Origin of the sequence: Aminobacter sp. MET-1 (genome assembly GCF_026521175.1) — a bacterium.
Taxonomy (GTDB): Bacteria; Pseudomonadota; Alphaproteobacteria; order Rhizobiales; family Rhizobiaceae; genus Aminobacter.
The window spans coordinates 1-11,770 of sequence record NZ_JAMSHL010000035.1; the positions used below are offsets into that span (position 1 = coordinate 1).

General features: G+C 58.4%; 16 protein-coding genes, 1 pseudogene and 1 riboswitch. Of the genes and pseudogenes, 4 read left to right on the forward strand and 13 right to left on the reverse strand.

What is annotated here, in order from left to right:
* Window positions 1-308: 308 nt before the first annotated feature.
* From NDO48_RS27740 to NDO48_RS27780, 9 genes are all read right to left on the reverse strand, one after another.
* Window positions 309-602, reverse strand: a complete 294-nt coding sequence (locus tag NDO48_RS27740; RefSeq protein WP_018428761.1) for a hypothetical protein — start codon at window positions 600-602, stop codon at window positions 309-311.
* A gap of 155 nt (window positions 603-757) precedes the next feature.
* A complete protein-coding gene (locus NDO48_RS27745) occupies window positions 758-1,204 on the reverse strand; it encodes a hypothetical protein (RefSeq protein ID WP_018428760.1) in 447 nt (148 codons plus the stop codon).
* A 148-nt stretch (window positions 1,205-1,352) separates the two neighbouring features.
* Window positions 1,353-1,997, reverse strand: a complete 645-nt coding sequence (locus NDO48_RS27750) for a hypothetical protein (RefSeq protein WP_157632755.1) — start codon at window positions 1,995-1,997, stop codon at window positions 1,353-1,355.
* 472 nt (window positions 1,998-2,469) lie between these two features.
* Entirely contained in the window at window positions 2,470-2,718 is a 249-nt protein-coding gene (locus NDO48_RS27755; protein ID WP_026227353.1) for a hypothetical protein, read from the reverse strand.
* Window positions 2,719-3,738: 1,020 nt separating this feature from the next.
* The gene (locus NDO48_RS27760) at window positions 3,739-4,128 is read right to left on the reverse strand and encodes a hypothetical protein (protein WP_267322799.1); all 390 of its coding nucleotides are present in this window, start codon (window positions 4,126-4,128) and stop codon (window positions 3,739-3,741) included.
* Between the two features lie 476 nt (window positions 4,129-4,604).
* Complete coding sequence (locus tag NDO48_RS27765) at window positions 4,605-4,856, reverse strand: hypothetical protein (RefSeq protein WP_267322800.1); 252 nt, start codon at window positions 4,854-4,856, stop codon at window positions 4,605-4,607.
* Between the two features lie 148 nt (window positions 4,857-5,004).
* Window positions 5,005-5,256 (reverse strand): hypothetical protein, encoded by a 252-nt coding sequence (locus tag NDO48_RS27770; RefSeq protein WP_267322801.1) that lies wholly within the window; start codon window positions 5,254-5,256, stop codon window positions 5,005-5,007.
* A 45-nt stretch (window positions 5,257-5,301) separates the two neighbouring features.
* Window positions 5,302-5,526 (reverse strand): hypothetical protein, encoded by a 225-nt coding sequence (locus tag NDO48_RS27775; protein ID WP_267322802.1) that lies wholly within the window; start codon window positions 5,524-5,526, stop codon window positions 5,302-5,304.
* A gap of 71 nt (window positions 5,527-5,597) precedes the next feature.
* A complete protein-coding gene (locus tag NDO48_RS27780; RefSeq protein WP_267322803.1) occupies window positions 5,598-5,927 on the reverse strand; it encodes a hypothetical protein in 330 nt (109 codons plus the stop codon).
* Window positions 5,928-6,168: 241 nt separating this feature from the next.
* Window positions 6,169-6,232, forward strand: a riboswitch (Fluoride riboswitch).
* A gap of 51 nt (window positions 6,233-6,283) precedes the next feature.
* On the opposite strand from NDO48_RS27780, the gene crcB reads away from it, so the two are divergent.
* A complete protein-coding gene (gene crcB / locus NDO48_RS27785) occupies window positions 6,284-6,715 on the forward strand; it encodes a fluoride efflux transporter CrcB (protein WP_267322804.1) in 432 nt (143 codons plus the stop codon).
* A gap of 326 nt (window positions 6,716-7,041) precedes the next feature.
* Here the strand turns inward: crcB and NDO48_RS27790 are convergent, their stop codons facing one another.
* A complete protein-coding gene (locus tag NDO48_RS27790; RefSeq protein ID WP_267322805.1) occupies window positions 7,042-7,911 on the reverse strand; it encodes a DUF6236 family protein in 870 nt (289 codons plus the stop codon).
* Window positions 7,912-7,975: 64 nt separating this feature from the next.
* Between NDO48_RS27790 and NDO48_RS27795 the strand changes: the two are divergent.
* From NDO48_RS27795 to NDO48_RS27805, 3 genes and pseudogenes are all read left to right on the forward strand, one after another.
* Window positions 7,976-8,574 (forward strand): annotated as a pseudogene (locus NDO48_RS27795) (anti-CBASS protein Acb1 family protein); the annotation flags it as partial.
* 124 nt (window positions 8,575-8,698) lie between these two features.
* A complete protein-coding gene (locus tag NDO48_RS27800) occupies window positions 8,699-9,226 on the forward strand; it encodes a hypothetical protein (protein WP_267322806.1) in 528 nt (175 codons plus the stop codon).
* A 31-nt stretch (window positions 9,227-9,257) separates the two neighbouring features.
* Window positions 9,258-9,584: an HK97 gp10 family phage protein gene (locus tag NDO48_RS27805; protein ID WP_267322807.1), complete on the forward strand. Its 327-nt coding sequence runs from the start codon at window positions 9,258-9,260 to the stop codon at window positions 9,582-9,584.
* Between the two features lie 946 nt (window positions 9,585-10,530).
* On the opposite strand, the gene NDO48_RS27810 is transcribed toward NDO48_RS27805, so the two are convergent.
* The 3 genes from NDO48_RS27810 to NDO48_RS27820 all read right to left on the reverse strand — a co-directional run bounded on the left by NDO48_RS27810 (window position 10,531) and on the right by NDO48_RS27820 (window position 11,761).
* Window positions 10,531-10,878, reverse strand: coding sequence for a hypothetical protein (locus tag NDO48_RS27810; RefSeq protein WP_267322808.1), 348 nt, complete (start codon window positions 10,876-10,878; stop codon window positions 10,531-10,533).
* A 299-nt stretch (window positions 10,879-11,177) separates the two neighbouring features.
* Window positions 11,178-11,450, reverse strand: coding sequence for a hypothetical protein (locus tag NDO48_RS27815; RefSeq protein ID WP_267322809.1), 273 nt, complete (start codon window positions 11,448-11,450; stop codon window positions 11,178-11,180).
* A gap of 113 nt (window positions 11,451-11,563) precedes the next feature.
* Complete coding sequence (locus NDO48_RS27820) at window positions 11,564-11,761, reverse strand: hypothetical protein (RefSeq protein WP_018428755.1); 198 nt, start codon at window positions 11,759-11,761, stop codon at window positions 11,564-11,566.
* Between the last annotated feature and the right edge of the window lie 9 nt (window positions 11,762-11,770).

Below are 11,770 nucleotides of genomic sequence, written 5' to 3' on the forward strand. Positions count from 1 at the left end.
CAGTGCTGCTTAGGCGGCGACTTCTCTAGCTGTCGCTCAATGGCGAGGAGCAGCGCTGTCCCTATGCGGAGGGCCAGATTGTTGTCGTGCAGTGCCTCGGCCTTGTGTTGGGCCTGCGCGAGGAGCGCAGTTATCTCATCCATTTCGCGCATCATGCACTCTCCCGACGCCGTGCGCAGTTCTAGAGACCGACCTCAAAATATCAATAACGAGCGGCCGGATACAGCGCGCCGCCGATGCCAAGCCCCGGCACCTCCCTGAACTTCTGGATCAAAGGGCACCCGAGTAAATCGGGCGGGGAGACGGTCTCAGTATCTGGATTTGCGCCAGCCAGCGGCACGAGCTTCGATTTCGGAGCAGAACCACTGTTCGCCGAACTCGGGCCTGATGATCGTCTCATCATAGCGCCTCTGGCCGGGCACGTGAAAGATGCGCTCGCCAGTGTCTATGCTGATGTTGCCCTTGATGTCGCAACTTCCCGACGCCTTGCTGACGACGGCCTTAGGGGAAAGCGAGACAATATCGTCAAGGTAGTATCCTGCAGCCGCAGACCCTGCCAACGCAGCCACGATAGGTGCACTGATGGTTCGGGTGCGTCTCATGGTTGCAGAATAGCTCGCCAGGATTGTCAAACTGGCAAAACCAGGCGCGCAATTTTAACAAACCATTCGGAGATCAGGATGAAGGATGGACAACGCTAAGGCTTAGGTCGTGAACATCATAAATGTGGGATGACCGAAGTGGGTGGAAAGCGACGCTAACTAGCGTCCTTGAATCTTGAGGCGGTAGCCACTGCACGTTCATATTCCGAACGCTCAAATGTGAACGGCCCAAAGCCGCTGTAGTCTCGTTGCGGACGATAAGGCTGGGAAAAATCGTGCCAGACCACAAGCTGGTTATCAGCCCGAACATGGGTAACCAGCGGCCAGCAGCCTGCCTCCCCGCACTGGCAAAACAGAGCGTATATCTCGCCTGGCTGACCACCTTCGATGGCCCCCATCTCTCCTAGAAAATAGGCGGCGAGCGGACCAAGCTCGTAATGCGAAGGCACAATGCCGCCATATCCTCCGGCGGGATCATTGTATCCGCTCTGGCGCTCGAAAGCGGCCACGAGGTCTGCCAGTTCTACACTGTCAATGCAGGGCATCAGCAACGCTGTGCCGCCGTTGATGTATTCGCACTTAAACGTCAGGACGTGGTTCATGGCGCTATTCAAGTGGGCGGTGAGCCCCAAGGTTTGAAAACAATCAAAGGTAACCAGACGTGGCGCTAACTGACAAGCAGCCGCAGTAACTGAGCCTTTCGGCGTCATTGACTTTTTGAATTTGCCTCGATGCCATCGCAACGATACATCATTCAGTTCTCCTGAATTCTCCTCGGCCAAGCGCCAAATAGCCGTCATCTATGGAGAGTTGTACTGGGTTGCTGCCACCGCCAGCGGCCAGCAGTTTTTCCCTCGGCCAACTCAACCACGCCAGCACACTATCGACCCGGCCCTCGGTCACTTTTTTGTCGGTTACGCCGAGAGAGATACCTTTCAGTGTCACTCCTGGGCCAAAGCTGGCGGCGAGATCGTCCGGATCGACCTTGCGAACGGTCTTCGGGTCGGTGATGTCTGTGAAAGTTACCAGCAGGGGATAAAATTTGCGTGGGACGCTGCGAACACCGCGTGCTCGGCTCATGGCTGCAAAGCCTGACGGGCTGACACTGAAGCCGCCGATCTCCTTGTCGAACGTCCGCATGGCGATGTATCTCGTATCCTCGCCCATCAGCGCGAACAGGTATCGGCCCGGCAAGACTTCCACCACCGTCGCCTCGCCGCTGAAGGTAGTCGGATAATTGCTCACCGAGTTGGCCTCCTGCCAACTGACATGCGTCACCGCTGATCCGCGGGCCAGACCTTGAGGGGTTTGCACTTCGATCGTCAGTTCTTGGTTCCACTCCCAAGTCTCGGGGAATGGGTTGCAGGCGGCCGCTAGCAGCGTGACTGCGACCAAGATCATTGCCCATTTGACTATGGTACTCGCCCCTTTGAAAAACAATCAAACCCCGATGCAGGAAATCAAACAAGTATCGCTGCGGCAATAGGCCTAGTGTGAGCAGTTCCAGGATAGGCAGCATAGCCCGCCATGAACTCCGAAGCATAAGTGACAGCCTCATGCCGCGTGGCAACGCGTGCCGCCACCTTGTTGGCGTAAGGCGTCCTTACCGCAACCAGCCAAATCGATTTGCGCCCTTCGGCGCCGATAGACCCTATGTGAGCGTAGACATCCATGCTTCTCGTCTCCGTTGTAATCGCGGAAACCTAGTCAGCAATGGTTTCGGTCCCAACTAGGCGGCATGCAGCGTTGGGATGTTGCTCACATCAACTTCGCGCTCGGCATGCCAGGCATCGTAATCAGAAGCCTAAGCCGGCTTGGTATCCGGCACCAGCGGCCAGCCGGGAGGGTAGCCCGGCATTCGTGCAATTTACTCTTGGGCGGATCTTTGCCGAATTCTGAAGATTGTCCATCCGGTGAAGACGATGCCTATCACGCCCAGCATCACGACGAACATGACAATCGGCTCATGTTGTTCGTTCGGGTCGCCGCTCGCCGTCGCTGCGGTAAACAAGAAGGCCGCCACCGACAGCGGCACCGCGATGATGGAGATGATTACGGCAATTGCTATGCCAAGGTTGGCGAACAGGTCGATGAAGAACCGTCGAGCACGCGCCATTCGCACCTCCTGATGAGGAGACATCCTCCCATCAAGCTCGGCACATGTCGAGATGAGTTCCCGGCCGGGCGGGTGATCCCGGCAATCAACCCCGAAAGGAACCCTGATGGTTCGAATGTTCCGAAGTCTCTTCTTCGGTGGCCTCGCCATGTTCGCGGCTGCCCTGCTTGTTCTCGCGTGGCCGGCCATTGTCGTGCTGGCCATCGCGGCACCTGCATTCGGCCTCCGTCGCTACAGCATGGCCGGCGTGGCGTCAGCACAGATCCAGGCAGTCGGGCTCAGCCTCCAGATTGGCAGCAGGATCTGGGGTGCTGCCCCCAAAAGCTGGTGGTCGCCTGGCCGAGGCATAGACAAACGCTCCTTGTGGCCGTCTTGCCTACAGATCCGGCTCCTCGCAGCAGACTACAGTTGCGGAGCAAGAACGGCGTTCGGCGTCAGTCTGGGCTCGCTTCGTTTGTCGCTTCGAACAACGGGCGTCTTTGGCGCGTCGGTCTCGGACCCGAGCGAACTCGGCTGGATGCTCTGGCGGCGCTCACTGCGTTGCTAGACGGCAGCCTGCTCAAATTTGATTGTAAGCGAGCCAGGCTTGAATGCCGATGGCGATCGAAGCGAACAGCGCGCCCCCACCATTGAGAAGTGAGCCGATTTGGGCCCGCCTTTTCACGCTCGGGGGAGGACCGCCCCAGTACGAGTCGGTCAGATCAGGCGTAACTACGGCCGAGCCGAACCAACAGGCAGCCGACAATGCCCCTGTAACGACAATTGCCCATTGCATGCTGCGTCTCCTTCGCACGAGGGGAATTGAAAAGGCAGCCCGTATCTGATCACTCGGCCAGCGCGTCCTCAACCGGCTTCGCTGTCACCTCCATGTTGAGCGCTTTCATCACGCCTAGGAAGGTCGACAGTCTAGGATCGCCGGTAGGACTGAGCGCCTTGTACAGAGCTTCGGGTTACGCCCGCGTCTCTGGCAACCTGGGTCATTCCTCGGGCGCGAGCGGCCAGCCGGGAGGGTAGCCCGCATCACCCCTGGTAACGCAGGTGCGGGGGAAGAAGCTGCGCCAACGGGTAATCAAAGTACCAAAGCAAGAAGAAGGCGATTGCGACATACGCCGCGATCTGGGAGAGGATCATCCCAAATTCAATTGCCTTGTACCTCTCGTGCCCCGATGTACCCTCAAGGTGAGAGTACCGGTCGAGAATAGCTGATTGCCCGATGTAGAGCAGGAACGGCAACACCGCGCCTGTCAGAAACAGCATGACGCTTATGCCGACTGCCTGCATTGATCCACCCAGGAGACCCAGAAGCAGCAGGCCGACCGAGGCGGCTGCTACGATGATCGGGATGACCAACAGGCCAACCCAAAATGCCAGCACTATCGCGACGACCGCGCACACAAGAATAGTAATCACGGAGCATCCCCCCTCTCTCCAAAGTTGAGAGAATCGCAACGTCAGAGTAGCCAATCGAGGCGCGATGTCACGTTGGAGCAAGGTGACGCTTCAATGCCGGGGGCCGGTTGCCTACTGCGGCGCCGGCCCGCTTCGCTTCTGTAGCTTGCCAAGGGCAGGCTTCACAATTGGAGATCAGGCCTGCGGACGGACGAGGCAACGGCCTGCGAGAGCTGAGCTACGCACCGTGCCAAAGCGCGTAGCCAAGGTTCCAATACCACGCTCTCGCGCGAACGGTTGATAGGCACACGGGGTCGACGTTCCAAACTCCGTCAGATTTGCACAACCCGACTACTATCGCGTAGCGCTGGTTCTCCACTTGCGCCAACCGCCAGCATGCAACCACAAGCGCGATTGCCAACGCTGCAATGACTGCATTCTTCAAGGCTCATACTCCGATCCACGCGACAACAGCGATACTCGACTAGTGGTCGAATCTAGTATTCGAACCAGTCGTCGTCGATGCCCAGAGTTGAACTAGCGATTGCACCCAGTTTTTTGGTGGCATCCGGCGAATAAGCCTCCAGGGGGATTAGCACCTCTGGGAATGCGCTGTTGGAAACGTAGTTCGCCAGGTCGTTTGGCGCATTGCGTAGAAAGCGCGCGAAAGCGGGTATTTTTGCCATCTCAAAAACGAACTGGTTGTGGTTCACTCGGTAAGTGGGAACAACCGTGAACATCATGTTCAAGATATCCTCCAGCCCCGGTTCGCGTTCTTTGGGGTGAACGGCGTTCCACGAGCAGTTCTCATCGGCAGAAATCTCCCTCCTGACACGAGCCCACAGAGCGTCCTTCCCATTCTCAACTATGAACGCATCGCCAGCGGGCCCAGTGTTCCTAGCTGCCCAGAACCAATTCTGCACAACACTCTCCTTGGTCTAAACTAGATGAAAAGTAGAGCAGGTTAGATGGTAGTCGGCAAGAAGACGGGCGGGCGATCCAAGGGCACCATGGCGGTCTAATCCCGATATAGTCGATCTGACGAAACTGAGTGGTGATGAACTCGATCAGCTCGAACGCATCTTCGGCCCGCTTGCCGGATTTGGCGACGACGATGCGCCGGATCAGGCAGGAGAGGGTGCGGCTCAAGGCTGACGAAGGCCTGGCAGGCAGGGTGTCGAACAGGGCAGGGCGCTAAAGGGAGCCGCTCCTGCTCCGCCACTCGAGCCATTCGGCGTGTGTCTGGCTTTCGCTCCCGTTGGCCTGATGCCATGCGACCCATTGCGCGTGCGTCGGCAGCTTGTCGATATCAGGCAGGTAACCCCGGGCCACGTAGTCCTCATTGGCCATGAGCATGGAGTTGTGGTCGTAGAGCACCATCACTCGATCGGCGCCGTCGCGGCAAAGGCCTCTTGGCATCGATCTCTCCGTCATGGCTTCGGGCCATGGCCAACAGCGAGCCGGGAGGGTAGCCGGCTTCCGGTTTCAAGTCAGGGCAGAGCTCGCCAGCCTCGCAAGGCGGATGCTGGAGGTTCAAGTCGCCGCCTTTTGAACGAGTACGAACAGCAACCCGACAACCAGTCCCCCGAAACTGATGGCGAACGACCATGCAATGCGCTTGCGGTCCCTGGTGCATTCTCGCGTGCGTTGTTCTCGCCCCAGCTGAGGTTCTTTTCGGCATCGGGCGTGCGCAGCATTCCGGAAAGAAAGATAATTCTCGCCACCGACACGAACGCGACGAAGAATGAGCAGATCCAGATGAGGCTCGCGAGCAGAATTGGCACCGACAGCAGCAGATTGAGTGCGAGGCTGTAGTCCATTCTCGATCCCCCTGGACGGCCGGATACTCCCATCACTCTTAGCACCTGTCGAGACGTCTTGCCCGGATGGGCGCCCGGCGATCTCCCAAAAGCAATTCAGAAGGTTCGAACGCTCCGAGGTCTCTTCTTCGGTGGCTTTGCCATGCTGGCGGCTGCCCCATCGCACCCGGATCGGGCGGCGTGGGCCGTCTCGTCCGTCGAACAATCGACGCTTGCAAGCCAGGCTCGCTGGGGCCACATTGCCCTTGATGGGAATGGAGTTCTCCCGAAACCGCCGATAGAAGGCTGATGACTCCTGCTGCGCAACAACGCGGTAGGAGTGTGTCCACGATCCTGCCGCCAAGGAAGGATCGATCATGTCATTCACCAGCTGCATCCTGGTCATGGTTGGCGGTGCGCTCGGGACGCTCGCCCGCTACGCCTTGTCTTGGTGGGCACTGCCGATTTCCGGCCAGTTTCCATGGGGAACCTTCGTCATCAACGTGGCGGGTTCCTTTGTCATCGGGCTGTTCGGCACGCTCACCCTTGCCGACGGCAGGTACCCGGCTTCTGAAGGCTGGCGGCTTTTTGTGATGATCGGGCTCTGCGGAGGTTTTACGACGTTCTCATCGTTCAGCCTGCAGACGCTGGATCTGATGCGCGACGGCGCCATTGTTCGAGCGTCAGTCAACGTGGTGGCGTCAGTCGTGGTGTGTGTGGGCGCCGTCGCTCTTGGTCACCTCATCGGGGCCCAGCTGAACGGCGGCGCAACCAAGATCGCCCAGATGGCGATTGAAGAGGATGCTTAGTCGGGCCGGCGGACGGACTTGGTGGCGATGGAGCAGGTGGGTGCTGCTGGCACTCGCCTTTGCCGGCATTTGGTGGCTGGAAACAGGTCAAATAAACGACCATATTGACCGGTGTCTGGACGAAACATCGCCTGCGGACATCAAGAACGATCTCGAGCGGGCCGCCGCATGCCCGCACCTCACGCCCTGGTCACAGCCGCGGGCGAAACCCCTGCAACCAGATCGAGGCGGTTCCTCGATGAGGTGTGCTCGTTCCCGAATGCCCAACATGACGATCAGGTCGACGCCTTTGCCGATGCTTTGAACGAACTGGCTTTGGGCTCAAGCTACACGTTGGAGAACATCTGACGCGGGTTGAACCCGTAGAGCTCCCGCTTCATCATCAGGGCATACTGGAATGGCTTGCCAACTTTCGCGCCGGCCGGGACACCGTAACCGGTACCTATCTCGATCTTCGGGATAAAGTTGGAACTAAGGCCGGCGACAGCACCTGCAAGCGCACCTGGCAAATCAGCGAGTGATGCCCCAACCACGGAGCCGAGCACTGCGGCGGTGGGGTCGAACGACCACTTCATTTTGGCTTCCAAACCGACGAATTTGAAGCGCAGACGAGATTCCTGCAGCACCTGCATTTGCTCAGATGCGGCCATACTCAGACTGGCGAACTCCTGCTTAAAGTTCAGCGGCACGTCGCCATTTGTCGAGATGCTGAGAAAAATCGTTTCGACATGATGCCGAAGCGCAAGCCGTTCAGCTCGACGTCGTTCGTTGAACTCCAAGATGTCGTGCAAGGGTACCCTCCAGTCAGGCACCGGGATCGCATCATAAAGCTTCACCAGCATATGCCTGCCGGGAGACAGGTATTCGTGAGGGAGTAGCCGACCTGGTCCGCTTGAAATTGCATAAGATCCAGGAGCGTCAGCTTCTCTAACTGCAAACTCTCTGATTAGGCGCTCTGGCGTCGACAACCCAGGATATTTTCTCTCGGCGAATTCCAGGAGACCGGCGCGATTAAGGTCGGCGGCATCGCCACCGGGGGTAAGGCCAGGACCGGCCATCAACACGAACCGATCCCAGAACAAGAGAAACGGCTTGGACAGCGGCGTGGAAAACGTACGCCCCGCCCTTTTGCTAGCGTTGCGGTGTTTAGAACCGATTATTAGTCCGCGGAAATCTTCGTCGCCACTTTCTTGCATTCCGCTCCCCTTTTGGTTCGCCACGCTAACAGTCGCCTCGGGACATCAATAGTCGGATCTGCACATGTTTCATTGGATTGCAGACAGCCTGACCAATCTCGTCTCCCGTATGGGACAGTGAGGGACAAGGCGGCGTCGAGCTACTACGGCCTGCCGACCCTGTCCGATCAGGAATTGCTCAACGCCTACCGTGGCGCATGGCTGCCGCGGAAGATCGTCGACATCCCAGCCTTTGACAGTGTCGGGGCGTGGCGTGACTGGCAGGCAGACGGGGAGGACATCGGGCCGACCGAGGCTGAGGAAAACAGGCTCAATGTCCGTGCCAAGGTTCTGGATGCCCGTATCAAAGCTCGTTTGTGGGGTGGGGCGAAGGCGCTGTCTGTCGGCGAGGTCAGCACCGCTGCCAAGCAGGACGGTCAGTGGGTCATGCTCCCGCTGATCCTCAAGGATGCCGCCGCGATCAAAGCCATGGTGAGCGGCAAACGCAATCTGTCGGCCGGCTACGTCTGCGAACTCGACTGGACGCCCGGCCTGACCGCTGATGGCGAGGCCTACGACGCGCAACAGCGCTCCATCAAGATCAATCATCTCGTGCTCGTGGATCGCGCGCGGGCTGGTTCACAAGCTCGCATCGGCGATGCGGGGAACTGGGGCGCCGCCCCGATTTCGTGGTAGGCCTGGTGGCGTGACACACGCACACAACTGTCGCTGTTGATCGTTTTGAATGGAGTTCCCAATTGCGGCCGCTAAGATGGCTTGTACCGTCGCAGTTGTAGGAACTCTTGGAATGGTTCAGGAAGACACGGCTTTGACCGCGCGGATAGTGATAACAATCGTCGAGGACAAGCGGCAGTTAGTAGTCCATCTGTACGAGCCAGGACAAGAGCCATTCAAGTATCTTAGCAAAACGTTCGATCAGATACTCGACACGGGCTTTGCCGAGTTCTCGAAAGTGCTGGGAGAATCCTTAATATTCGGCAGTCCCGCGCTGTTGAGGCTGTTTGCAGACGACATCAGGGCATCCAAAGGCAAGACAAGTCAGGGGGATGTGCCGGAACCTTCAATTGACGAGTTGGAACAGGCACTGCTCGAGATGCTCCAAATTCGTCCCCAGAAGGTCGCGATGATCGTCGCGAAGGCAACGGACCGCTTTCCCGGTTTCTGGGACGGGAGCTTTCCCGAAGCCAAAGCAGATGAAGCACTTGCTCGGTTGGCGGAGCATGATGACGTGCTCTCCTTCGGGGACATCAAAAACTGGCGGCACAGCGAAATGTGCAGGCGCTCTCTGGACGAGGCAGAGAGCAGCCAGATCTGACGGCTTCGATCGGGCCGGCAGGCAATCTCGAATGCAATTGGAGACGGACCATTGGGTAGCAACCGTCGGTTCGTGGGCAACCAAGGTGGAGGGTGCACTCGAGGCGGTATTCAAGGAGAGCGCTCAGGAACTGGTGAGCCAGTTGAATGAGCTCGCACCGGTCGACACCGGCTTCCTCCGTGCCTCGATGATGGCATCGACCACTGCGATGCCTCAGATGACGCGGGCGAACCCGGGCGCAGCCGTTCCCGGCGATCTTGGCGATATCGTTCTCGTCGTCGCTGGCGCGGATCTCGGCGACACGATCCACCTCGGCTACACCGCGAACTACGCCGCCTTCGTCCATTTCGGGGCATAGGGCAGGACACCACGGCCTTGGGTGACGCTGGTTGCTCAGCGGTGGGAAATGATCGTTGCCGAGAAGGCTGGCGAGGTAAGGCGCCGGTTGTGACTGTAGAGTTTACTGGAATGTGCTCCAATGCTGGTCCTATACTGCCTCCATGGCTAAAAGTGACGTCTACCTTTGTCGAGTATGTGGTTTTGATAACTATCCGGACGCCCCCTGGGGTGCAGATGGCCGCCAGCCCTCGAATAATATCTGCCCGTGCTGTGGTGTTGAGTTTGGATATGACGACGATGATGACCCAGATTTTCTAAGTCGGCGCCGCGAACACTGGGTTGTCTCTGAGAGGTGCCGCTGGTTCACGCCAAAGCTTAAGCCGGTGCAATGGAACGCCAAAAACCAGATGCTTTCTATTCCAGTCCGGTTTCTCCATGAGCGGGATAAACAATTGATAGCGGGTTTGCCCTGACTGGGAAGCCGGGTCGGGGCCATGTCATATGCCGACAATCAAAACATCGATCTGGCTCGCTCTCAAGGCGAGGGTGCATGGGCGCAGTGTCGCCGATTGCGACGAATGTGAGTAGCTTGTCGAAAGCTGGCGCCATCGCGTCGCTAGCAAGAGATCGGCATCGGCAACATCTTGTGGAACGCGGCCTTCTCAAACGTTCGCTTGGTTCATAGCCGGGCGGAAGCATGTTCGAAATCTGGCCCGGCAACCCATGTCACCATTTGTCTTCGTGCCGTCTTCCGTAGGCCGCATGATGGCAAAGGCGAGCAAGGGCAAGCTGAGCGCGGCAAAAGCCTTTCTGTCAGAGAGTTCGCCGCTTACAACGGCGGATAGCCAGGCGGCGCATGAAAGCACGAACAGAACCACGACAAGAATTCGGAGCCAGACCGGGTTCTTCATTTGCATCTGTCAAACCGCATTTTGCATCATGCACCGGTCGACCAAGTCCTCACATCAAGCGCGATCGGGACGGCGCAGCGCTGCACGCCCGGCTGCTTCGGCGATGTCGGCGTCTTCAATGAGGCCTGACATCGCGTGTCCAGCCCAGCCGAACTCGATGCCGTCGTCTTCCTCGGCAGCGTGCCAGTATCGTTCGATGACCCAATGGTACAGACCGTCCCTGCGCCTCACGATGAGCAAACGCCAGTCGGTTGGGCCGTCGATGAGCCGCACCACTTCGGAAAATTTGTAGTCATCCGGATTTAGCATTTTCTTTCCTGTCAGATGGCAGGGGAGGCGAGGGCGATATCCCGAGCGGCGCGATGAACCCGGCGAGGACCATGCTTCGGCAGCCGTGTCCATCTCCATCGCCGCCAGGTCAGGACCCGCTCGTCCCGGAGTTGCACCAAGCTAGTCAAATGCGAACCCGGCTGACAATAAACGTTGCCCGTGCAAAACGGGATTGCGTCAGGGTAACCCGATGCGGCATACAGGAACCACGATGGCGCATTGCGTCGAAAAGGGCTGCTTCAGCGGCCCTTTTTACGTTTCTGGCAGTGCAGATCGAAGGGCGCGCCTTGGCCACTTCATCGACAACACGCTACCGTTCGGTGACGACGCACATGCGCCGCCGGTGTGGGGCGAGGGCGCAGCGTCGACCCTCAGGGTCGTATCGCCGCGTTGAAAATGCCGATGGCGAGGATTGCAAACAGGGTCAGGGCCCCGATCCCGCCGGCGATGATGCACCACCAGGCGCGGCCCTGTCCTTCGAGCGCTGGATTTGCCCTGAGCATCCGGCGCGCCATGATGCCCTGGTAAAGGGCATAGCAGGATCCGAGACCGGCGAGCCAGATAATCGAATACACGACGCCACGCGTGAGCATTCTGTCGAGCCTGATCTGCTCGGCCGTCAAACCTGAAGTCTCGTCAGCCATAGATCGCCCCCCAAGCAGCAGCGCTTCATCGACCTGAACGCAGCCCAGCCAACGATACGCTGGGAGCACGCCAAATCAGCTTTGGACCTGCCTCACATGAATTCATTTCGGAATCAAAGGCCCTTTAGGCGATCAAGCTTCGCGATGAGCTCACGCACGGCAGCGGTGTTTTCTCGAACGGCTTCAGTGTTGGCTACACCGACCTCGATCATCTGCGATGCTTTGCGTTGGTTCAATCTGCCGATGAACCAGAATATCGCGCCAAACAAAAGCGCACTCAGACCGATGGCAACGACCTTCGACATGTCCATTTGAAAAAT